The organism is Enterobacter sp. 22466, assembly GCF_052044775.1.
Taxonomy (GTDB): Bacteria; Pseudomonadota; Gammaproteobacteria; order Enterobacterales; family Enterobacteriaceae; genus Enterobacter; species Enterobacter dissolvens.
On sequence record NZ_JBQENX010000001.1, the window covers coordinates 454,298 to 475,524 of the forward strand.

The window sequence follows — 21,227 nt, forward strand, 5'->3', positions numbered from 1 at the left end:
TTATTGGTCCTCCGCCGCAGCGGCGGCCGGGTTTTCAGCCGGCAGTTCGGTGTTGTTATCACCCAGCATGATGTGGTCGAGGATTTGGCGCATGATGGTACCTACGGCTGGCCCTGCGCCACCGTTTTCCAGAATCATCGCCACCGCCACTTGCGGGTTATCATATGGTGCAAATGCCGTCATGAGCTTATGGTCACGCAGTCGTTCGGCAATACGGTGTGCGTTATAGGTTTCGTTGGCTTTCAGACCGAAGACCTGCGCTGTACCGGATTTGGCGGCCACTTTATACGGCGCACCAGCGAAATACTTATGCGCGGTACCGTTCGGGCGGTTTGCCACCCCGTACATCCCGTCTTTGGCGATCTCCCAGAAGCCGGAGTGAATATCCCCCACTGGTGCTTCATGCGGCTGGATCCACGGCACTTTTATGCCCTCTTCAACGGTACTTTGCAGCAGATGCGGGACCTTCACCACGCCATCGTTGATGAGGATCATCATCGCTTTGTTCATCTGCAGCGGGGTCGCGGTCCAGTAACCCTGGCCGATACCTACCGGAATGGTATCACCCTGATACCACGGCTTCTTAAAGCGCTTCAGCTTCCATTCACGGGTTGGCATGTTGCCGGAGCGTTCTTCGGCAAGATCAACCCCGGTGTAGTGTCCGTAGCCGAATTTACTCATCCACTCTGACAGGCGGTCAATACCCATGTCGTACGCCACCTGATAGAAGAAGGTATCCGCAGACTCTTCCAGCGATTTCGTCACGTTCAGATGACCGTGGCCCCATTTTTTCCAGTCGCGATAGCGTTTTTCTGACCCCGGCAACTGCCACCAGCCCGGGTCAAACAGGCTGGTGTTGCGGTTGATGACACCCGCGCTCAGCGCCGAGACGGCGACGTAAGGTTTCACTGTCGACGCCGGAGGGTATACCCCCTGCGTGGCGCGGTTCACCAGCGGTGTATTCGGGTCATTAAGCAACCCGGAGTAGTCCTTACTGGAAATCCCATCGACAAAGAGGTTAGGGTCGTAGCTTGGCATGGAGACCATCGCCAGAATGCCGCCGGTGCGCGGATCGGTCACGACAACTGCCGCACGGCTGCCTGCCAGTAAGGTTTCAATATACTGCTGCAGTTTAAGGTCAAGCGTCAGGTAGACATCATGTCCTGCCTGCGGTGGCACCTCTTTCAGCTGGCGAATAACGCGGCCACGGTTGTTGACTTCAACCTCTTCATAGCCGGTCTGCCCGTGCAGGACATCTTCATAATAGCGTTCAATTCCCAGCTTACCGATATCATGCGTTGCGGCGTAGTTTGCCAGTTTGCCGTCTTTATCAAGACGCTCGACGTCTTTGTCGTTGATCTTGGAAACGTAGCCGATCACGTGCGTCAGCGCGGAGCCGTAGGGATAGTAGCGGCGTTTATAGCCTTTCACTTCCACGCCAGGGAAACGGTACTGATTGACGGCAAAGCGGGCCACCTGGACTTCCGTCAGGTTGGTTTTAACCGGAATGGAGGTAAAACGGTGAGAACGGGCGCGCTCTTTCTTGAACGCAGCGATATCGTCATCGTTAAGATCGACAACGCTTCGCAATGCTTCCAGCGTATCCTGCACGTTGTCGACTTTTTCCGGCATCATCTCAATCTGGTAGATGGTGCGGTTTAAGGCTAGGGGCGTACCGTTGCGGTCGTAAATAATGCCGCGGCTGGGGGCGATAGGCACCAGCTTGATGCGGTTTTCGTTTGAGCGCGTCTGGTAATCGGTATAGCGGACAATTTGCAGATTATAAAGGTTGGCGATCAGCACGCCGGTAAGCAGCAAAATCCCCGTAAAGGCGACCAGCGCCCGGCGCACAAACAGCGCGGACTCAGCCGTATAGTCGCGAAAAGAATTCTGTAGTTTCATCCGCTGCTTAATCTACCCTGGTCAGTCATTACTCGCGGTGATAGGGGTGGTTGGTAGTAATGCTCCACGCGCGATACAGGCTTTCTGCCACCAGTACCCGAACAAGCGGGTGGGGGAGCGTCAGCGCGGAGAGAGACCAACTTTGTTCTGCCGCCGCTTTGCAGGCAGGGGACAACCCTTCAGGCCCGCCAATCAACAGACTGACGTCACGACCATCCTGCTTCCAGCGCTCCAGTTCGTGCGCCAGCTGCGGCGTATCCCAGGGCTTGCCTGGAATATCGAGGGTCACGATGCGGTTTTTGCCTGCGGCAGCCAGCATCAGCTCTCCCTCTTTATCGAGAATGCGTTTGATATCCGCGTTCTTGCCGCGCTTTCCGGCGGGGATCTCCACCAGCTCGAACGGCATATCTTTCGGGAAACGACGCAGATACTCAGTAAAACCGGTTTGTACCCAGTCCGGCATTTTGGTGCCGACGGCGACCAGCTGCAACTTCACGCATCAACCCCAGAGTTTTTCCAGCTCATACAGGCGACGGCTCTCTTCCAGCATGACGTGGACAATAACATCGCCAAGATCGACAACCACCCAGTCAGCGGTCGCTTCACCTTCAACCCCGAGCGGTAACAGTCCTGCTGCGCGTGATTCCTGAACAACATGATCGGCAATTGAAACCACATGGCGAGTAGACGTACCGGTGCAGATGATCATGCAGTCGGTGATGCTGGATTTACCCTTAACGTCGATAGCGATGATGTCCTGACCTTTCAGGTCATCAATTTTGTCGATAACAAAATCCTGGAGTGCTTTACCCTGCAAGTTTTCCCCCTGGGTGAATGAGATTGTGCAACTGTGAATTCGTAGCCAGACAGTATACCTGAACTGACGCCCCTGTCGGGACAAATGTCACCGGCCGGGCTTTTGAAGGCGGGTATCATCCCACCCTCCGCCGGAGATTGCATCGCCATTTTTGTAAAACAATTTCTGTAAAGCAATGATCGGCGGGAAAGTCTGGCAGCGGAGGATAACAGTATGGCTTACTCTGTCAAGGCAGGATAATCAATAAGGCGCTTTTTGTGCGCCCGGATTATGCGTCTGCGCTTTTCTGATACAACCCGTGCGCGTGGATATAGTCCAGCACTGACGATGGCAGGAGATCGTCACAGGCTAAACCGTGCTGCAGCCGGTCGCGAATGATTGTCGCAGAAATATCAAACCACGGTGTCTCCGCCAGATAGATCTTCCCGGCAGGTTGACTGTGCAGATCTTCCACATTGTCGGTCAGATGGGCTTCCAGCCACTGCTGATACTGCTCTTCACGCATGGTCAGCGGATAGCCCGGACGGCGGCAGACGAGCAGATGGCTGTTCTGCAGAATGGTTTCATACTGATGCCAGGTGGGGAAGTTGAGCAGAGAATCCTGGCCGATGATAAAGGCCAGCGGTTTGTCCGGCCCCTGTTCGCGCCGCCACTCCTGCAACGTTTGCGACGTCCAGGAAGGGGTGTCGCGGCGTAGCTCCCGCTCGTCGAGAGTGAAGAGCGGTATATCCGCAATGGCCAGAGCGAGCATCTCTTTTCGCTGCTCGCTGGTGGCCTCAGGTTGTGGCCGGTGCGGCGGAACGTTATTGGGCATGACAATCACGCGCTGAAGACCAATCAGATTCGCCAGAATTTCAACCGGTTTCAGATGACCGTAATGGACCGGGTCAAAGGTGCCACCGTACAGGGCCTGTAAAGAGTGCATACTATCCATCGATAAATACGTCTGCCAGTGCCTTGTGGCAGAGCAGCAGAGAAAGGCTTTCCAGCTCCGCCCAGACGGACTGGCCGTAGTCTTGTTTTAACGTGAGCTCTGCGCGCAGCAGAAGCTGTACCGCCTGGCGCAGCTGTTCATGGCTCAGACGATTGATTGCCTCGGTGGTCATTGCCCGACGGTTTTGCCAGATACGGTGTTTGTCAAACAGCGAACGCAATGGCGTATGAGCAGACTGGCGCTTGAGCGTAATCAGCAACAGCAGTTCACGCTGCAGCGTACGCAGCAAAATCACCGGCTCGCTACCTTCAAGACGGAGCTGCTGCAAAATATGCAGGGCGCGTTTGCTCTTTGCCGACAACAGGGCATCCACCCAGTGGAACGGCGTGAAGTGTGCGGCATCGTTAACCGCCTGCTCCACGCGCGGCAGGGTCAGTTTGCCATCCGGCCAGAGCAGGGAAAGCCGGTCCAGCGCCTGCGCCAGGGCCAGCAGGTTTCCTTCATAGCAGTAGCACAGCAGCTGATTTGCTGCGTCTTCCAGCTGAAGGTTGTTCTGTTTCGCTCTTGCGGCTACCCATTTGGGCAGATGGGCCTGCTCAGGCGTCTGGCAGGTCACCAGCACGGCATGAGTGGCGAGTTGGGTAAACCACGCTGCGTTTTCCTGCGCTTTGGTGAGCTTGTTGCCACGCACGATTAACAGCAGATCGCTGTGCAACAGGCTGACCAGCGTCGCCAGTTGTTCATTAATGGCCGCGTTCGGACCATTCTCTGGCAGCAGGATCTGGATGGTCTGGCGTGATGCAAAGAGGCTCATCGCCTGGCAAAGCGAGAAGAGGGCATTCCAGTCGGTATTGTTATCCAACTGGACGGTGTGGTGTTCATCAAAGCCCTGAGCGGCCGCCGCGTGTCGCACGGCATCCAGGCTTTCCTGAAGCAATAATGGGTCGTTACCGAGTAGCAGATACGCCGCGCGCAGCCCTTCATTGAGCTGCGCGCGGAGTTGTTCAGGATACAGCCTGATCATCAGTTACCCATGGAGGTAGAAACAGGAGGCGTGTTGGCATCCGGTTTGTCGATGATGTCAGAACCCTGTTTTGGCGATGCGGCAATGCCCGGCAGTTTACGGATCAGCTGTTCCGCTGCCTTGTCGTACATTTCGTTAATGATAATCTGCTGCTCAGCATCTTTTGCCAGCGCCGTTTGCGGGTTATCAAAGAACGAACGGTACACTTTGGTATTGATAGGGTAAATGTCTTTACCCGGGATCAGTACGGCCGCGTTCACCGTCAACACCATCTGATATTCCGCAGTACGTCCATCCTGGAAGATAGACGCGGTATCTTTAGCCAGCGATGAGCTTAAGATACGTAATGACGGTACATCCTGGCGCAGGGTGCCTTTCTCGATCAGCTCAACATCGTTCAGGCGCAGCTGATTACGCACAGCCCGACTGAGTGGACCATTTGGATCCGATGAGTCGAAAATCATCGTTTTCATCTCAGCGGGCACCGCCGTGGTATTGCGCAGGTGCCAGCCACAACCCGCGGTGACCAGCACCGCCAGAGATAAGAGTATTGTTGCCAGTTGTCGCACGTTTCCTCCCGCGCTTAGCCAACGACCAGATTCAGCAGTTTACCCGGTACGTAGATCACTTTACGCACGGTAACGCCCTCAAGATATTTCGCCACCAGATGTTCCTGGCCAGCACGCTCACGAACCTGTTCTTCGGTTGCATCAACGGCGACGGTAATTTTACCGCGTACTTTACCGTTGACCTGCACCACCACCAGCGTGGTGTTTTCCACCATGGCGGATTCGTCAGCAACCGGCCACGGCGCGTTGTCGATATCGCCTTCGCCTTTCAGCTCCTGCCACAGGGTGAAGCTGACATGCGGGGTGAACGGGTTCAACATGCGCACGACGGCTAACAGCGCTTCACGCATTAAGGCACGATCCTGCTCGCCTTCCTGCGGTGCTTTCGCCAGCTTGTTCATCAGTTCCATAATAGCCGCAATTGCGGTATTGAAGGTCTGACGACGACCAATATCATCGGTCACTTTTGCAATCGTTTTATGAACATCACGACGCAGCGCCTGCTGATCTTCAGTCAGCGCAGCGACGTTCAGTGCCGGAGCGTCACCCTGTGCGGTGTGTTCGTAAACCAGTTTCCAGACACGTTTCAGGAAGCGGTTTGCCCCTTCAACGCCAGATTCCTGCCACTCCAGGGTCATGTCTGCCGGAGAGGCAAACATCATGAACAGACGCACGGTATCCGCGCCGTAACGCTCAACCATCACCTGCGGGTCGATACCGTTGTTTTTGGACTTGGACATTTTGCTCATGCCGGTATACACCAGTTCATGACCTTCGGCGTCTTTTGCCTTCACGATACGGCCTTTCTCGTCGCGCTCAACAATCGCATCAACCGGAGAAACCCAGTTACGCTCGCCGTTCGCACCGACGTAGTAGAACGCATCTGCCAGTACCATGCCCTGACACAGCAGCTGTTTTGCTGGTTCGTCAGAGTTGACCATACCCGCGTCGCGCATCAGTTTGTGGAAGAAGCGGAAGTAGAGCAGGTGCATGATGGCATGTTCAATACCACCGATATAGATATCCACCGGCAGCCAGTAGTTTGCCGCGTCAGAATCCAGCATCCCTTCCTGGTACTGCGGGCAGGAGTAGCGCGCGTAGTACCATGATGACTCCATAAAGGTGTCAAAGGTGTCAGTTTCACGCAGCGCAGGCTGGCCGTTGACGGTGGTTTTCGCCCACTCAGGATCGGCTTTGATCGGGCTGGTAATGCCGTCCATGACCACATCTTCCGGCAGGATCACCGGGAGCTGATCTTCCGGGGTTGGCATCACGGTGCCGTCTTCCAGCGTGACCATCGGGATTGGCGCACCCCAGTAACGCTGACGGGAAACGCCCCAGTCGCGCAGACGGTAGTTTACTTTACGCTCACCCACGCCCAGCGATGCCAGTTTGTCGGCGATGGCGTTGAAGCCGTCTTCGAAGCTCAGACCGCTGAACTCACCAGAGTTAAACAGCGTACCTTTTTCCGTCAGAGCTTGCTCAGACAGGTCAGGTTCAGAGCCGTCAGCTGCCAGAATAACGGCTTTGATCGGCAGGTTATATTTGGTGGCAAATTCATAATCGCGCTGGTCGTGACCCGGAACGGCCATCACCGCGCCAGTGCCGTATTCCATCAGCACGAAGTTTGCTGCCCAGACCGGAATCGCTTCGCCAGTCAGTGGGTGCTTCGCATAGAAGCCCGTGGCAACGCCTTTTTTCTCCATCGTCGCCATATCGGCTTCCGCCACTTTCGTGTTGCGGCATTCGTCGATGAAGGTGGCCAGCTCTGGGTTATTTTCAGCAGCTTTCTGCGCCAGCGGGTGACCTGCGGCTACGGCCAGATAGGTCGCGCCCATGAAGGTGTCCGGACGAGTGGTGTAGACGGTCAGGGTCTGATCGTAGTTCTCAACGTTGAAGGTGATCTCCACGCCTTCAGAACGACCGATCCAGTTGCGCTGCATGGTCTTAACGGTATCCGGCCAGTGGTCCAGCGTGTCCAGATCGTTCAGCAGTTCGTCAGCGTAAGCGGTGATTTTGATAAACCACTGAGGGATCTCTTTACGCTCAACTTTGGTGTCACAACGCCAGCAGCAGCCGTCGATAACCTGTTCGTTCGCGAGAACGGTCTGGTCGTTCGGGCACCAGTTAACCGCAGACGTCTTCTTATAAACCAGGCCTTTTTTGTACAGCTCGGTGAAGAACTTCTGTTCCCAGCGGTAGTATTCCGGGGTGCAGGTCGCCAGCTCGCGGCTCCAGTCATAGCCAAAGCCCAGCATTTTGAGCTGGTTTTTCATGTACGCGATGTTGTCATACGTCCACGGCGCGGGTGCTGTATTGTTTTTGACCGCCGCGCCTTCCGCAGGCAGACCGAACGCATCCCAGCCAATTGGCTGCAGAACGTTTTTGCCCAGCATACGCTGGTAGCGAGCAATCACGTCACCGATGGTGTAATTACGCACGTGGCCCATGTGTAGTCGACCAGAAGGATAGGGAAGCATCGACAGGCAGTAATACTTCTCTTTGCTCTCGTCTTCGGTTACTTCAAAGGTGCGCTTCTCGTCCCAGTGTTGCTGGACTTTTGATTCTATCTCTTCCGGGCGGTATTGCTCTTGCATGGCAGCCAGTGGTCCTGTTTTCAATACAGCTACAAATGTAGCCAATGGATGTGGTATTTCAGATCCGCATAGCATAGCCCAAACGCCCGCGTCAAAACAGCCTTTCGCACAAATGCGCTTTGCAGGAATTTACCGGGTCTGTGGTTCACCTGACAAAGCGGCGATGAAATAAGGTCTATTATTAGAAATAGTTACTGACCCGGGAGGCAAAATGATGAACAAGGTTGCTCAATTTTACCGCGAACTGGTGGCGACACTGACGGAACGGCTGCGTAACGGCGAGCGTGATATCGACGCGCTGGTGGAGCAGGCGCGTGCCCGCGTGACGCAAACGGGTGAGTTAACGCGAACCGAAGTGGAAGAGGTGACGCGCGCCGTGCGTCGTGATCTGGAAGAGTTCGCGCGCAGTTACCAGGAGAGCCAGGACGAGGTGACCGACAGCGTTTTTATGCGGGTGATCAAGGAGAGCCTCTGGCAGGAACTGGCGGATATTACCGATAAAACACAGCTGGAGTGGCGCGAGGTATTCCAGGATCTGAATCATCATGGTGTTTACCACAGTGGCGAAGTGGTGGGACTGGGAAACCTGGTCTGTGAGAAATGCCATCATCATATTGCGGTTTATACGCCGGAGGTACTGTCCCTGTGTCCGAAGTGCGGGCACGATCAGTTCCAGCGTCGGCCGTTTGAGCCCTAGGTAAAAGCGAAACGGCAACCACGTTGCCGTTTTTAGTGTTTTCTCCCTCTCCCTGTGGGAGAGGGCTGGGGTGAGGGCATCAGGCTGCACTGTAGTATGCGAGCCTCTCCGCCAGCAAATCCACAAACGCCTGCCGATCGATATCCACCATTAGCGTGGTATTCGGTTTATTCCCCGTCAGCGAATAGTAATCCGCCACCGTCATTCCCTGGGTGTATTTCCCCTGGGTCTCCACACCAACCCAGCGCTCTACCGTGGTAAACATCTCAGGCTTCAGCAGCCAGGCAATGGTGCATGGGTCATGCAGCGGTGCACCGTGGAAGCCCCATTTCTCGGCTTTGTGATATTCCATAAAGAAGTCGAGCAGCTCGGCAACGGTCGTGGCAACCGGGTTGCCAATCGCACGAAAACGCTCGATGTCATTCGCCATAATCTGTGCACGGTGGGTAACATCCAGCCCGGCCATCACAATCGGCAAGCCAGACTGGAAGACGATCTCCGCCGCTTCCGGGTCGACAAAGATGTTGAACTCCGCCGCAGGCGTCCAGTTACCCAGTCCCATGGCACCGCCCATAATCACGATACGGGCAATTTTACTGTGGAGTTCAGGATGGCTGTTCAGCAGCAGCGCAACGTTGGTTTGTGGGCCCGTTGCTACCAGCGTGACGGGTTCAGCACTCTCGCGTAGTACCTTTGCCATCAGCTCCACGGCGGTACAGGATTGCGGGGCAAAACCCGGTTCCGGCAGTGCCGGGCCGTCCAGGCCACTTTCTCCGTGTACGTTGTCGGCAATGATCAGTTCACGCATCAGCGGTTTGACCGCGCCACCGGCCACGGGAATATCGGTGCGCTTTAGCAAGGTCAGCATACGCAGGACGTTGCGCAGGGTTTTATCCGGCGTCTGGTTGCCGGCAGATGAGGTGACAGCTTTGACTTTAAGTTCAGGGGAGGCAAGTGCAAGGACGAGGGCAATCGCGTCGTCATGACCCGGATCGCAATCGAGAATAATAGGCTGTGCCATAGCGTTCTCCATACGTAGCGTTATTTTGTGACAAGGTTAACGCTGCAATGTGACGCCGACGAGAAGCAGAGATTGAAAGCGTGAGGCAGTGCGCAATCCGCAGATTGCGCACTGAGAAGATTAGTGCAGGATTTTGGCCAGGAAGTCTTTTGCGCGTTCGGATTTCGGGTTGGCGAAGAACTCTTCTTTCGGCGAGTCTTCAACGATCTTGCCTTCATCCATGAAGATCACGCGGTTGGCCACTTTGCGGGCGAAGCCCATTTCGTGGGTCACTACCATCATGGTCATTCCTTCGTGCGCCAGCTCCACCATCACGTCCAGCACTTCGTTGATCATCTCCGGATCGAGTGCTGACGTAGGCTCATCAAACAGCATGGCGACCGGATCCATACACAGCGCGCGGGCAATGGCCACACGCTGCTGTTGGCCGCCGGAAAGCTGTGCCGGGAACTTATCGGCGTGCGCCGAAAGCCCCACGCGATCCAGAAGCTTCAGCCCTTTCTCACGCGCCGCTTTCTTGTCACGCTTAAGCACTTTCACCTGCGCCAGCGTCAGGTTCTCGATGATGGAGAGGTGAGGGAACAGTTCAAAATGCTGGAACACCATCCCCACGTGGGAGCGAAGCTGGGCAAGGTTGGTTTTCTTGTCGTTCACTTTGGTGCCGTTAACAACAATTTCGCCCTGCTGCACAGGCTCCAGGCCATTCACCGTTTTGATCAGCGTCGATTTACCGGAACCGGACGGCCCGCACACTACCACCACATCACCTTTTTTGACTTCGGTGGAGCAGTCGGTCAGCACCTGAAAGTGCCCATACCATTTAGAAACATTTTTCAGGGAAATCATTATACCGTCCTTTTCTTCAGCCAACTGACCAACAGCGACGCGCTTAAACTAATCACAAAATAGACCGCACCTGCGAAGAGCACCATCTCAACCTGCGTACCATCACGTTCACCGATGGTGGACGCGGTACGGAAGAAGTCTGCCAGGCTCAGGACATATACCAGAGAGGTATCCTGGAACAGCACGATGCCCTGGGTCAGCAGGAGGGGAACCATGGCGCGAAACGCCTGCGGCAGAATAATGAGCTGCATGGACTGCCAGTGGGTCATTCCCAGCGCCAGCGCCGCGCTGGACTGCCCACGGGAGATACTCTGAATGCCCGCACGGATAATCTCGGAATAGTAAGCGGCCTCAAACATGGAGAACGCAACCATCGCGGAGATAAGGCGGATATCGGTTTTCGGTGACAGTCCCAGAACGTTTTGCAGGAAACCGGGAACAATCAGGTAAAACCACAGCAGCACCATCACCAGCGGGATGGAGCGGAAAACGTTAACGTAGGCAGTGGCAAACCAGGCGAGCGGTTTAAAGCTCGACAGGCGCATGACTGCCAGCAGGGTTCCCCAGACGATACCAACGATGATGGCGATCACGGTGATTTTTAAGGTGATCACCAGACCATCAAGCAGGTATGGCATGGAAGGAACAATGGAACTCCAGTCAAATTCGTACATTATTTGCCCCCCAGATTGCCCGGCAGGCGAATTTTGCGTTCAACCAGGTTCATCACCAGCATGATGAAAGCGTTAATCAGAACATACGCGAGCGTAATTGCCGTGAAGGATTCCCACGCATGGGCGGAATAATCCAGCAGTTTGCCCGCCTGTGCCGCCATATCGACCAGACCGATCGTGGAGGCGATGGCCGAGTTTTTGACCAGGTTCATCATCTCTGAGGTCATCGGTGGGACAATGACGCGGTAGGCGTTAGGCAGTAGGACGTAGCGGTAGGTTTGCGGCAGCGTTAATCCCATTGCCAGACCCGCGTTCTTTTGTCCACGCGGCAGCGACTGAATAGCGGCACGCACCTGCTCGCACACGCGCGCGGCGGTAAACAGCCCCAGACACATCATCGAGGAGACAAAAAACTGTACGTTAGGATCCAGTTCCGACTTGAACCACATGCCAATATTTTCCGGCAACAGTTCAGGAACGACCAGATACCAGGTAAAGAACTGCACGATCAGCGGAACGTTACGGAACAATTCCACATACAGCGTGCCGATAGAAGAGAGAAAACGGTTTGGGACGGTGCGCAGAATACCGAACAGTGAACCGACAAGGAACGCAATAATCCACGCCGTTATCGATAATGCAACGGTGACCTGAAAGCCGCTCCACAGCCAGCCAAGATAGGTTGTGTTGCCGAACGGGGCTTGTTGCAGAAATATGCCCCAGTTCCAGTCTATTGACATAATAAACTCCAGAAAAAAAAGGGTAGCAGCGCTACCCTCGAAGATTGGTGAGAAGCTCATTTTTCGCGCTGAGTGGGGAACGACCACTCCGCGTATAGTCTGTCCATGCTTCCCGACAATCGAGAGGGCAGGAGATCCCGCCCCTGTAGTTCTAATTAGTTAAGAGCCTTGTCATTCGGTGATTTGAACAGCGCTTTCATGTCGTCAGACAGTTCAAAGTTCATGTTGAGATTTTTAGGTGGAATTGGGTTCTTGAACCATTTGTCGAACCATTTTTCCGCTTCACCAGAGGTTTGCACCTGGGCGATGGTGTCATCAATTAGCTTCTTGAACTGCGGATCGTCTTTACGCAGCATACAGCCGTAAGCTTCTTTCGACTGCGCGGTGCCCACGATATCCCAGTTGTCCGGTTTCTTCGCTTTTGCACGTTCGCCAGCCAGCAGGGCATCATCCATCATAAACGCGACGGCACGGCCACTTTCCAGCGTACGGAAGGAGTCACCATGGTCTTTCGCGCTGATGATGCGCATATCCATTTTCTTCTCGTCGTTCAGCTTGTGCAGCAGCACTTCTGAGGTTGTCCCGGAGGTCACAACAACGGCCTTGCCTTTCAGGTCAGCAAAATCTTTAATCGCGCCGCCTTTTTTGGTCAGCAGACGGGTCCCCACCACAAAGATGGTGTCGGAGAAGGCAGCCTGTTTCTGACGCTCCAGGTTATTGGTGGTAGAGCCACACTCAAAATCGAAAGTGCCGTTTTGCAGCAGTGGGATACGGTTCTGTGAGGTGATCGGAATCAGCTTCACCTGCAGATCGGGTTTGTTCAGCTTTTTCTTCACGGCCTCAACGATAGCGTTAGAGTAATCCTGTGAATAGCCCACGACTTTTTGCGTGTTGTCGTAGTAAGAGAACGGGACAGAAGATTCACGGTGGCCGACCACGATCACGCCGTTTTTGGCAATCTTGTCGAGAGTGCTGCCGGCTGCCGGCGCGTCTTCAGCGTGAACGACGCCTGCGGACATCCCCATTACCAGCATTGCTGTGGCCAGTTTACGTAATTGCATACCCAACTCCTTTCTTATCAGCGCCAGAGACGCATTGATACCCATTGTGATGTTGTTATATCTCGCGCTATGCGAGTGCAGTGTTATGCAAGCTTGTTAACATTTAGTCTGGCTTAATGTAAAGATTTTGCTGCGTTATTGTTTATTTTTGCGAAGCGCGCCGCACCATTCCGAGGCAAAAATCTCTCATTGCACCGTTTCGGTGCTACTGATGATCTGCGCTGGTGCGACAAGGTTGCACGTTAAGCCAAACTGCGTTTGCGTGAATAAACAAAGCAATAGACGTGCCAGAATTGAAATTGGGGAGGGAACTGTCGGGTGGCGGCTACGCCTTACCCGACCGACGAAGCGAAATGCAGGCCGGGTAAGGCGTAGCCGCCACCCGGCAGGAAGAGGTGAGGTTATTGGCGACGCTGACGCAGGCTCATCAGCACAGCCCCAAAGCCAAACAGGGCGGTCAGGATCCACAGCGGCCAGTTACCGGTACGGGCATATGGCGTCAGGCCGCTTGTTGGCGTGACTTTAGCCGTCAACACTTCGCGCGTAAACTGCGGGATCATGGCCTGAATTTCACCCCGGGGTCCAATCACGGCGGTGATGCCATTGTTGGTGCTGCGCAGCAGAGGACGCGCCAGCTCCAGGGAACGCATTCGCGCCATCTGGAAATGCTGCCACGGACCAATCGACTTACCGAACCAGGCATCATTAGAGATGGTCAGCAGGAAGTCCGTATCCGGACGGAAGTTATCGCGTACCTGTTCGCCGAGGATGATCTCGTAGCAAATGGCCGCCGTCAGGGCAAAACCGTGTGCATGCAGCTGCGGCTGCACATACGGTCCCCGACTGAAGGAGGACATTGGCAGGTCAAAGAACGGTGCCAGCGGACGCAGAATCGACTCCAGCGGAACAAACTCGCCGAACGGAACAAGGTGATTCTTGTTATACCGGTCAGTCGAGGTGTAGCTGTAGTCGCTGTCTTTGCCGAGCGTAATGATGGTGTTGTAGGTATCGTAGCGGTTCTGCTGATTCAGACGCGCATCCACAATCCCGGTGATCAGCGTACTGCCGCGCGCGCGCAGCAGATCGTTCATCATATTCAGAAACGGCTGTTGGTTAATTTCCAGATCCGGAATGGCGGATTCAGGCCAGATGATCAGCTGCGATTTACCCATCACCTCTTCAGTGGCGTTGGCGTAGATTTTCAGCGTGTTCAGCAGCTCTTTCTCATCCCACTTCATCGCCTGCGGAATATCGCCCTGTACCATTGAAACCTGCGTTGCGCGCTCAGGCATCAGGGTATACCACTGGATATAACGCAACGGGAAGGGCAGGGCGAAGAGGACCAGCGCCACCACCAGTGGTTTCCCGTTACGCGTGACCAGTGCCAGCACCAGCAGACCGCTTACCACCATCAGCAGGAAGTTGATTGCCTCAACACCCATCACTGGCGCCAGCCCTTTCAGCGGGCCGTCGATCTGGCTGTAGCCAAACTGCAGCCACGGGAAGCCGGTCAGCACCCAGCCGCGCAGGAACTCGGTAATCTGCCAGACCACGGGGGCCGCAATGGCGACGCGCAGCCAGGTGGTTTTAGGCCACAGGCGGGAGAGAATGCCCGCAAATAGACCGGTATAGAGCGAGAGATAGGCAGCCAGCAGTACAACAAGAAAGACGTTAACCGGCCCCGGCATACCGCCAAACTGGGCGATGCTGACGTAGACCCAGTTAATACCTGAGCCGAACAGGCCCAGCCCCCAGAAGTAGCCGATGGCTGCAGCCTGGACGGGACGACGATTCAGGGTTAAACCCTGTAATCCCATCAGGGAGAGGATGGCCGCAGGCCAGATATCGTAAGGAGAAAAAGCCAGCGTACCGCTGGCTCCGAGTAGCAGCGCCAGCAGCAAACGGACGCGCTGGCGTTCAAGCAATGGGGCAAATGCCATTTACATTAATCTTCCAGTTTTGGCACCGGTGAGTCGTCCGGCGTTCTGACATGAACCTGTATAATACGTCGGCTGTCGGCCATCGCCACTTTGAACTGGTAACCATCGATGTCAACGGTTTCGCCGCGGGCAGGAAGATGACCAAAGGCCTGCATCACCAGCCCGCCAATGGTATCCACCTCTTCATCACTGAAGTGGGTGCCGAAGGCGTCGTTGAAATCCTCAATGGAGGCCAGCGCGCGGACGGTCCACGTGTGGCGGCTAAGCTGACGGAAGTCGATATCTTCTTCTTCGTCATACTCGTCTTCGATCTCGCCCACGATCAGCTCAAGAATATCTTCGATCGTGACGAGGCCTGACACGCCGCCAAATTCATCAATCACAATCGCCATGTGGTAACGCTGGGAGCGAAACTCTTTCAGCATCCGATCCACACGTTTACTTTCCGGCACAACAACCGCCTGGCGTAACACTTTTTCCATGCTGAAGGCTTCGGCATCGCTGCGCATAAACGGCAGCAGATCTTTCGCCATCAAAATCCCTTCGATGTGATCTTTGTCTTCGCTGATGACCGGGAAACGGGAGTGAGCGGATTCGATAATGACATCGAGGCACTCGTCGAGGCTCTGGTTACGTTTCAGGGTGATCATCTGCGAGCGGGGGATCATGATATCGCGAACGCGCTGGTCGGCGATGTCCATTACCCCTTCGAGCATTTCGCGCGTATCTTCGTCGATAAGATCGTTCTGCCCGGAATCACGAATCAGCTCCAGCAGTTCATCACGGTTTTTGGGCTCACCATGGAAAAGCTGGCTCAGAATGAGGGAGAAAAATCCCTTTTTACTGTTTGTCGTGTCGCTACTGTGTGAATTGTCGTCGCTCATGGCGTTTGTTAAGGGTTCTCTCGTCAGTTCAATGTTTACCGCCGCGTGATTTCCTTACGCGGCGGCATGTTAGTCAGTCTGTTGTCTGACTATTCTTTCTCGGCAATGTACGGATCCTCATAGCCCAGAGCAAGCATTATCTCTGTCTCGAGGGACTCCATCTCTTCCGCTTCGTCATCTTCAATATGATCGTAGCCCAGCAGGTGCAGGCTTCCATGGACGACCATATGCGCCCAGTGGGCCTCGAGCGGCTTTTGCTGTTCTTTGGCTTCCTGTTCCACCACCTGACGGCAGATGATCAGATCGCCCAGCAGCGGCATCTCAATACCCGGTGGGGCTTCGAACGGGAAAGAGAGCACGTTGGTTGGCTTATCTTTCCCGCGGTAGGTCAGGTTGAGCTCATGGCTCTCTGCTTCATCCACCAGGCGAATCGTGACTTCTGACTCTTCCTGAAACTGGGGGATAACGGCATCCAGCCATTTCTGAAACTGCGCCTCTTCTGGCATGCCGGAATTATCTTCACAGGCCAGCTGTAAATCGAGGATCACCTGACTCATTTCTGTTCTTGCTCCTGCGCTTCGCGCTTACGTTCTGCGGCCAGTTCGGCCCTGCGCTTCTGATCGGCCTCTTCCCAGGCTTCATAGGCGTTAACGATACGCGCGACCACCGGGTGGCGTACCACGTCTTCACTGTGGAAGAAGTTAAAGCTGATTTCGTCCACTTCGGCCAGCACTTCGATGGCGTGGCGCAGGCCCGATTTGGTGCTGCGCGGCAGGTCGATCTGGGTGACGTCACCGGTAATGACCGCTTTCGAGTTAAAGCCGATACGCGTCAGGAACATCTTCATCTGTTCGATGGTGGTGTTCTGGCTCTCATCCAGAATAATGAACGCATCGTTAAGGGTACGGCCACGCATGTAGGCCAGCGGGGCGACTTCAATCACGTTACGTTCGATGAGCTTCTCAACCTTCTCGAAGCCGAGCATTTCGAACAGCGCGTCGTACAGAGGGCGCAGATAAGGATCCACCTTCTGACTCAGGTCTCCCGGCAGGAAGCCGAGTTTTTCACCCGCTTCAACAGCAGGGCGGGTCAGCAGAATACGACGGATCTCCTGGCGCTCCAGCGCATCAACTGCAGCGGCAACGGCCAGATAGGTTTTACCTGTACCCGCCGGGCCCACGCCGAAGGTGATGTCATGGTCGAGGATGTTGGCGATGTACTGCGCCTGGTTCGGTGTACGCGGTTTGATGACGCCACGTTTGGTCTTGATGTTTATGGCCTTGCCATAGTCCGGCACGCTTTCCGCGCTCTGCTCAAGCACGCGCGCCTCTTTAATGGCGAGGTGGATCTGTTCTGGTTCGATATCCTGAATTTCGCCGCGCATCGGGGCGGTATCAACATACAGGTTACGCAGAATGTCCGCAGCCGCATTGACGCAGATAGGGCGTCCGGTGAGTTTGAAATGATTATCGCGACGATTGATTTCGATACCCAGACGTCGCTCCAGTTGTTTGATGTTGTCATCAAACGGCCCGCACAGGCTCAGCAGGCGAGCGTTGTCTGCGGGCGTTAGGCTAATTTCAAGCGTGTCTATGTTCAAACTGTTCCTCTTTGATTGGTTAACTGGCCCGGCGCCCTCAGGCGTAATAAAACGGTCATTACCGAAATTATTCACGCCATGGAAAAAAGGCGCAAGCGTTGCGGAAGATATTGGGGGCGATGAGAGGAAATACAAGGCCTGCCGGGAAGGCAGGCCTGAAGGATTATGGCTGGTAAACCCGTACGCCAGAATCGTTTTCTTTGCGGGTGCGGGAAATCACGGATTCAGGCGATTGCGCAATGCGCAGACCCATCTCATCTTCGGTGCGCACCAGCTTCCCGCGCAGCGAATTGGTCAGCACTTCCACAATCTCAACGTCCACAAATTTACCGATCATGTCCGGTGTGCCTTCGAAATTCACCACGCGGTTGTTTTCGGTACGGCCGGACAGCTCCATGATGCTCTTGCGGGAGGTACCTTCCACCAGTATACGCTGGACAGTGCCGAGCATACGGCGGCTCCAGGCGTTCGCCTGCTGGTTGATACGCTCCTGCAGAATGTACAGACGCTGTTTTTTCTCTTCTTCCGGGACATCGTCAACCATATCGGCCGCAGGTGTGCCAGGACGCGCAGAGAAGATGAAGCTGTAGCTGACGTCAAAATTCACTTCGCCGATGAGCTTCATGGTGCGTTCGAAGTCGTCAGCGGTTTCACCAGGGAAGCCAACGATAAAGTCGGAGCTTATCTGGATATCCGGGCGCGCTTCACGCAGCTTACGAATTGTAGATTTGTACTCCAGCACCGTATGCGGACGCCCCATCAGGTTCAGCACGCGGTCAGAGCCGCACTGAATCGGCAAATGCAGGAAGCTCACCAGCTCCGGCGTATCGCGGTAAACGTCGATAATATCGTCGGTGAATTCCATTGGATGGCTGGTGGTAAAGCGAATACGATCGATACCGTCAATCGCGGCCACCAGGCGCAGCAGCTCTGCAAAGCTGCCAGTGGTGCCGTCGTAGTTCTCACCACGCCAGGCGTTAACGTTCTGACCCAGCAGGTTCACCTCGCGTACGCCCTGTGCGGCAAGCTGTGCGATTTCGAACAGAATATCGTCTGCCGGGCGGCTTACTTCTTCACCGCGCGTATACGGCACTACGCAGTAGGTGCAATATTTGTTGCAGCCTTCCATGATGGAGACAAACGCCGTCGGGCCATCCGCGCGCGGCTCGGGCAGACGGTCAAATTTTTCGATCTCCGGGAAGCTGACATCAACAACCGGACTACGATCGCCACGCACTTTATTGATCATCTCAGGCAGGCGGTGCAGGGTCTGTGGGCCAAAGACAATATCCACATAGGGGGCTCTCTGGCGGATCAGCTTACCTTCCTGCGACGCGACGCAGCCACCCACACCGATGATCAGGTCCGGATTTTTTCGTTTGAGAAGTTTCCAGCGACCTAACACGTGAAAGACTTTTTCCTGCGCTTTTTCACGAATGGAGCAGGTATTCAGCAGCAGCACATCGGCTTCTTTCGCATTTTCAGTCAGCTGGTATCCGTGGGTGGTATCCAGCAGATCGGCCATCTTGGATGAATCGTATTCGTTCATCTGACAGCCCCAGGTTTTTATATGGAGTTTTTTAGTCATCGACTTGCTCAGCTCAGGATTGCAAGCCGTGTATTGTAATGCTTTGGTGGGGTTGTGACCAGTATGAAGGTTATGCGTCTCAGGACCGCAAAAATCCGGTAAACTTAAGGGATTCTCCAATAAGGAAAAGTGACCATGACACTCCAACACACCGAAATAGCCGTTGTCGGCGGCGGTATGGTCGGCGGCGCGCTGGCGCTGGGGCTGGCGCAGCAGGGATTTGAGGTAACGGTTATTGAGCAGGCGGCACCGGCTGAGTTTGACCCGACGACAAAGCCGGATGTCCGCATTTCCGCCATCAGCGCGGCCTCTGTCGATCTGCTTCGCGGGCTGGTCGTCTGGGAGGCGGTGCTCGATATGCGGGCTCACCCTTACAGTCGCCTCGAAACCTGGGAATGGGAAAATGCCCACGTCGCGTTTGATGCCGCCGAGCTGAAGCTGCCACGTCTGGGCTATATGGTGGAAAACAACGTCCTCCAGCGGGCGCTCTGGCAGGCGCTGGAGGCGCATCCGAAGGTGACGCTGCGTGTCCCTGCGTCGCTGAAGGCGCTGCATCCTCATGATAGCGGCTATACGCTGACGCTCGACAGTGGCGATGAACTGGCTGTAAAACTGGTCATTGGGGCTGACGGTGCTCACTCGCAGGTCAGACAGATGGCGGGTATCGGCGTTCATGCCTGGCAGTATGAGCAGTCCTGTATGCTGATCACCGTTCAGTGCGAGAACGCGCCGGGAGAGAGTACCTGGCAGCACTTTACCCCGAATGGTCCGCATGCCTTTTTACCGCTGTTTGATAACTGGGCGTCGCTGGTGTGGTATGACAAACCGGCGCGCATCCGCCAGTTGCAGGGGCTTTCAATGGCGCAGTTGCAGCGTGAAATCCTGCAACACTTCCCGGCCCGTCTGGGATACGTCACGCCGGTTGCCGCAGGGGCATTTCCCCTCACACGGCGCCACGCGTTGCAGTATGCCCGTGAAGGGCTGGCGCTGGTGGGCGATGCGGCGCATACCATTCATCCGCTGGCGGGGCAGGGGGTGAATCTGGGGTATCGTGACGTTGACGCTTTACTGGATGTGCTGGGCAATGCACGCGCTCACGCGGAGGCCTGGTCAAGCCATCACGTACTCAAGCGCTACCAGACGCGACGTATGGCGGATAACTTCATCATGCAGTCGGGGATGGATCTGTTCTATGCCGGATTCAGCAATGACTTAGCGCCGGTGCGTATTCTGCGGAACATTGGATTGATGGCGGCGGAACGCGCCGGTGGTTTGAAACGTCAGGCTCTGAAATACGCCCTGGGACTCTAATCTTTATTCCCTCTCCCCGTGGGAGAGGGCATCAGGGGCACTATTCTGAGCAACAAAAACAAAAAAGCCCGCAGAGCGGGCTTGTTTGTTTTAAGTGGCTGGGGTGCAGGGATTCGAACCCCGGAATGCTGGTATCAGAAACCAGAGCCTTACCGCTTGGCGACACCCCAATTGCGTTAAACGTACTGCTTAACGACTTTTAAAATTGGCTGGGGTACGAGGATTCGAACCTCGGAATGCCGGAATCAGAATCCGGTGCCTTACCGCTTGGCGATACCCCAACAATTTTTTATTACCGATTACAATCGATAATCTTAATTTGGTGGCTACGACGGGATTCGAACCTGTGACCCCATCATTATGAGTGATGTGCTCTAACCAACTGAGCTACGTAGCCAGTACTGCGTTCTTCGATGGCTGGGGTACCTGGATTCGAACCAGGGAATGCCGGTATCAAAAACCGGTGCCTTACCGCTTGGCGATACCCCAATACCGCGGAGAACCGCAAAATCGAAGAAATATGGCTGGGGTACCTGGATTCGAACCAGGGAATGCCGGTATCAAAAACCGGTGCCTTACCGCTTGGCGATACCCCAATACCGCGGAGAACCGCAAAATCGAAGAAATATGGCTGGGGTACCTGGATTCGAACCAGGGAATGCCGGTATCAAAAACCGGTGCCTTACCGCTTGGCGATACCCCATCCGTGCAACGCTGTCCTGGGAATGGTGCGGGAGGCGAGACTTGAACTCGCACACCTTGCGGCGCCAGAACCTAAATCTGGTGCGTCTACCAATTTCGCCACTCCCGCAAAAAAGATGGTGGCTACGACGGGATTCGAACCTGTGACCCCATCATTATGAGTGATGTGCTCTAACCAACTGAGCTACGTAGCCATCTTTTTTCGCGTTACCTTATCGGCGTTGCGGGGCGCATTATGCGTATAGACCCTTGCAGCGTCAACACCTTTTTCAACGAAAATGGCCGGAATGTGACTGTTTGGTTAGGTTGCGAACAGCGTG

19 protein-coding genes and 8 tRNA genes are annotated in these 21,227 nt (G+C 55.0%); 2 read left to right on the forward strand and 25 right to left on the reverse strand.

From position 1 onward, the window contains the following. The 7 genes from mrdA to leuS all read right to left on the reverse strand — a co-directional run bounded on the left by mrdA (position 1) and on the right by leuS (position 7,843). Positions 1–1,902, reverse strand: a complete 1,902-nt coding sequence (gene mrdA / locus ACTJJI_RS02135; protein WP_440652879.1) for a peptidoglycan DD-transpeptidase MrdA — start codon at positions 1,900–1,902, stop codon at positions 1–3. A gap of 28 nt (positions 1,903–1,930) precedes the next feature. Further along, positions 1,931–2,398 (reverse strand): 23S rRNA (pseudouridine(1915)-N(3))-methyltransferase RlmH, encoded by a 468-nt coding sequence (rlmH, locus tag ACTJJI_RS02140; RefSeq protein ID WP_003858701.1) that lies wholly within the window; start codon positions 2,396–2,398, stop codon positions 1,931–1,933. Positions 2,399–2,401: 3 nt separating this feature from the next. Beyond that, positions 2,402–2,719 (reverse strand): ribosome silencing factor, encoded by a 318-nt coding sequence (gene rsfS / locus ACTJJI_RS02145; RefSeq protein ID WP_440652881.1) that lies wholly within the window; start codon positions 2,717–2,719, stop codon positions 2,402–2,404. 268 nt (positions 2,720–2,987) lie between these two features. Beyond that, entirely contained in the window at positions 2,988–3,653 is a 666-nt protein-coding gene (gene nadD / locus ACTJJI_RS02150) for a nicotinate-nucleotide adenylyltransferase (RefSeq protein ID WP_440652883.1), read from the reverse strand. Continuing rightward, on the reverse strand, positions 3,646–4,677 hold the full coding sequence (gene holA / locus ACTJJI_RS02155; RefSeq protein ID WP_440652885.1) for a DNA polymerase III subunit delta: 1,032 nt from the start codon (positions 4,675–4,677) through the stop codon (positions 3,646–3,648). Before holA ends, nadD begins: the two co-directional genes overlap by 8 nt. Then, the gene (gene lptE / locus ACTJJI_RS02160; protein ID WP_014831080.1) at positions 4,677–5,246 is read right to left on the reverse strand and encodes an LPS assembly lipoprotein LptE; all 570 of its coding nucleotides are present in this window, start codon (positions 5,244–5,246) and stop codon (positions 4,677–4,679) included. The genes holA and lptE overlap by 1 nt, the downstream gene beginning before the upstream one ends. A 14-nt stretch (positions 5,247–5,260) precedes the next feature. Further along, on the reverse strand, positions 5,261–7,843 hold the full coding sequence (leuS, locus tag ACTJJI_RS02165) for a leucine--tRNA ligase (protein WP_440652887.1): 2,583 nt from the start codon (positions 7,841–7,843) through the stop codon (positions 5,261–5,263). Between the two features lie 214 nt (positions 7,844–8,057). On the opposite strand from leuS, the gene ACTJJI_RS02170 reads away from it, so the two are divergent. Continuing rightward, positions 8,058–8,540 carry a zinc ribbon-containing protein gene (locus ACTJJI_RS02170; RefSeq protein WP_014831082.1) on the forward strand — a complete coding sequence of 161 codons (483 nt, stop codon included), beginning with the start codon at positions 8,058–8,060 and terminating at the stop codon, positions 8,538–8,540. Positions 8,541–8,619: 79 nt separating this feature from the next. On the opposite strand, the gene rihA is transcribed toward ACTJJI_RS02170, so the two are convergent. The 10 genes from rihA to miaB all read right to left on the reverse strand — a co-directional run bounded on the left by rihA (position 8,620) and on the right by miaB (position 18,894). Further along, the gene (gene rihA / locus ACTJJI_RS02175; protein WP_440652889.1) at positions 8,620–9,561 is read right to left on the reverse strand and encodes a pyrimidine-specific ribonucleoside hydrolase RihA; all 942 of its coding nucleotides are present in this window, start codon (positions 9,559–9,561) and stop codon (positions 8,620–8,622) included. Positions 9,562–9,681: 120 nt separating this feature from the next. Then, the gene (locus ACTJJI_RS02180) at positions 9,682–10,407 is read right to left on the reverse strand and encodes an amino acid ABC transporter ATP-binding protein (RefSeq protein ID WP_014831084.1); all 726 of its coding nucleotides are present in this window, start codon (positions 10,405–10,407) and stop codon (positions 9,682–9,684) included. After that, positions 10,407–11,081, reverse strand: a complete 675-nt coding sequence (gltK, locus tag ACTJJI_RS02185; RefSeq protein WP_032638859.1) for a glutamate/aspartate ABC transporter permease GltK — start codon at positions 11,079–11,081, stop codon at positions 10,407–10,409. Before gltK ends, ACTJJI_RS02180 begins: the two co-directional genes overlap by 1 nt. Beyond that, positions 11,081–11,821: an amino acid ABC transporter permease gene (locus ACTJJI_RS02190; protein ID WP_013097579.1), complete on the reverse strand. Its 741-nt coding sequence runs from the start codon at positions 11,819–11,821 to the stop codon at positions 11,081–11,083. The genes gltK and ACTJJI_RS02190 overlap by 1 nt, the downstream gene beginning before the upstream one ends. A gap of 155 nt (positions 11,822–11,976) precedes the next feature. After that, complete coding sequence (locus ACTJJI_RS02195; RefSeq protein WP_014831086.1) at positions 11,977–12,882, reverse strand: amino acid ABC transporter substrate-binding protein; 906 nt, start codon at positions 12,880–12,882, stop codon at positions 11,977–11,979. A gap of 401 nt (positions 12,883–13,283) precedes the next feature. Beyond that, positions 13,284–14,822 (reverse strand): apolipoprotein N-acyltransferase, encoded by a 1,539-nt coding sequence (lnt, locus tag ACTJJI_RS02200; protein ID WP_118283177.1) that lies wholly within the window; start codon positions 14,820–14,822, stop codon positions 13,284–13,286. 5 nt (positions 14,823–14,827) lie between these two features. Next, the gene (corC, locus tag ACTJJI_RS02205; protein ID WP_013097576.1) at positions 14,828–15,706 is read right to left on the reverse strand and encodes a CNNM family magnesium/cobalt transport protein CorC; all 879 of its coding nucleotides are present in this window, start codon (positions 15,704–15,706) and stop codon (positions 14,828–14,830) included. An 89-nt stretch (positions 15,707–15,795) separates the two neighbouring features. Beyond that, on the reverse strand, positions 15,796–16,263 hold the full coding sequence (gene ybeY, locus ACTJJI_RS02210; RefSeq protein WP_003858677.1) for an rRNA maturation RNase YbeY: 468 nt from the start codon (positions 16,261–16,263) through the stop codon (positions 15,796–15,798). Then, on the reverse strand, positions 16,260–17,306 hold the full coding sequence (locus ACTJJI_RS02215; protein ID WP_014831088.1) for a PhoH family protein: 1,047 nt from the start codon (positions 17,304–17,306) through the stop codon (positions 16,260–16,262). Before ACTJJI_RS02215 ends, ybeY begins: the two co-directional genes overlap by 4 nt. A gap of 163 nt (positions 17,307–17,469) precedes the next feature. Then, the gene (gene miaB, locus ACTJJI_RS02220) at positions 17,470–18,894 is read right to left on the reverse strand and encodes a tRNA (N6-isopentenyl adenosine(37)-C2)-methylthiotransferase MiaB (protein WP_013097574.1); all 1,425 of its coding nucleotides are present in this window, start codon (positions 18,892–18,894) and stop codon (positions 17,470–17,472) included. Positions 18,895–19,029: 135 nt separating this feature from the next. On the opposite strand from miaB, the gene ubiF reads away from it, so the two are divergent. Further along, positions 19,030–20,205 carry a 3-demethoxyubiquinol 3-hydroxylase gene (ubiF, locus tag ACTJJI_RS02225; RefSeq protein WP_440652894.1) on the forward strand — a complete coding sequence of 392 codons (1,176 nt, stop codon included), beginning with the start codon at positions 19,030–19,032 and terminating at the stop codon, positions 20,203–20,205. 95 nt (positions 20,206–20,300) lie between these two features. Here ubiF and ACTJJI_RS02230 read toward each other — a convergent pair. The 8 genes from ACTJJI_RS02230 to ACTJJI_RS02265 form a co-directional block, all read right to left on the reverse strand. Beyond that, positions 20,301–20,375: transfer RNA gene (locus ACTJJI_RS02230), tRNA-Gln, on the reverse strand. Positions 20,376–20,411: 36 nt separating this feature from the next. After that, positions 20,412–20,486: transfer RNA gene (locus ACTJJI_RS02235), tRNA-Gln, on the reverse strand. Positions 20,487–20,525: 39 nt separating this feature from the next. Then, a tRNA-Met gene (locus tag ACTJJI_RS02240) sits at positions 20,526–20,602 on the reverse strand. A 17-nt stretch (positions 20,603–20,619) separates the two neighbouring features. Beyond that, positions 20,620–20,694, reverse strand: a tRNA-Gln gene (locus tag ACTJJI_RS02245). 32 nt (positions 20,695–20,726) lie between these two features. Continuing rightward, positions 20,727–20,801, reverse strand: a tRNA-Gln gene (locus tag ACTJJI_RS02250). Between the two features lie 32 nt (positions 20,802–20,833). Next, positions 20,834–20,908 (reverse strand) — tRNA-Gln (locus tag ACTJJI_RS02255). Between the two features lie 23 nt (positions 20,909–20,931). After that, positions 20,932–21,016 (reverse strand) — tRNA-Leu (locus ACTJJI_RS02260). Between the two features lie 8 nt (positions 21,017–21,024). Beyond that, a tRNA-Met gene (locus ACTJJI_RS02265) sits at positions 21,025–21,101 on the reverse strand. Between the last annotated feature and the right edge of the window lie 126 nt (positions 21,102–21,227).

Coding starts and splice junctions, on each gene's coding strand:
- mrdA (WP_440652879.1), bottom strand. CDS start 1,902: ATGAAACTACAGAATTCTTTTCGCGACTATACGGCTGAGTCCGCGCTG.
- nadD (WP_440652883.1), bottom strand. CDS start 3,653: ATGGATAGTATGCACTCTTTACAGGCCCTGTACGGTGGCACCTTTGAC.
- holA (WP_440652885.1), bottom strand. CDS start 4,677: ATGATCAGGCTGTATCCTGAACAACTCCGCGCGCAGCTCAATGAAGGG.
- leuS (WP_440652887.1), bottom strand. CDS start 7,843: ATGCAAGAGCAATACCGCCCGGAAGAGATAGAATCAAAAGTCCAGCAA.
- ACTJJI_RS02170 (WP_014831082.1), top strand. CDS start 8,058: ATGAACAAGGTTGCTCAATTTTACCGCGAACTGGTGGCGACACTGACG.
- rihA (WP_440652889.1), bottom strand. CDS start 9,561: ATGGCACAGCCTATTATTCTCGATTGCGATCCGGGTCATGACGACGCG.
- ACTJJI_RS02180 (WP_014831084.1), bottom strand. CDS start 10,407: ATGATTTCCCTGAAAAATGTTTCTAAATGGTATGGGCACTTTCAGGTG.
- gltK (WP_032638859.1), bottom strand. CDS start 11,081: ATGTACGAATTTGACTGGAGTTCCATTGTTCCTTCCATGCCATACCTG.
- ACTJJI_RS02190 (WP_013097579.1), bottom strand. CDS start 11,821: ATGTCAATAGACTGGAACTGGGGCATATTTCTGCAACAAGCCCCGTTC.
- ACTJJI_RS02195 (WP_014831086.1), bottom strand. CDS start 12,882: ATGCAATTACGTAAACTGGCCACAGCAATGCTGGTAATGGGGATGTCC.
- lnt (WP_118283177.1), bottom strand. CDS start 14,822: ATGGCATTTGCCCCATTGCTTGAACGCCAGCGCGTCCGTTTGCTGCTG.
- corC (WP_013097576.1), bottom strand. CDS start 15,706: ATGAGCGACGACAATTCACACAGTAGCGACACGACAAACAGTAAAAAG.
- ybeY (WP_003858677.1), bottom strand. CDS start 16,263: ATGAGTCAGGTGATCCTCGATTTACAGCTGGCCTGTGAAGATAATTCC.
- miaB (WP_013097574.1), bottom strand. CDS start 18,894: ATGACTAAAAAACTCCATATAAAAACCTGGGGCTGTCAGATGAACGAA.
- ubiF (WP_440652894.1), top strand. CDS start 19,030: ATGACACTCCAACACACCGAAATAGCCGTTGTCGGCGGCGGTATGGTC.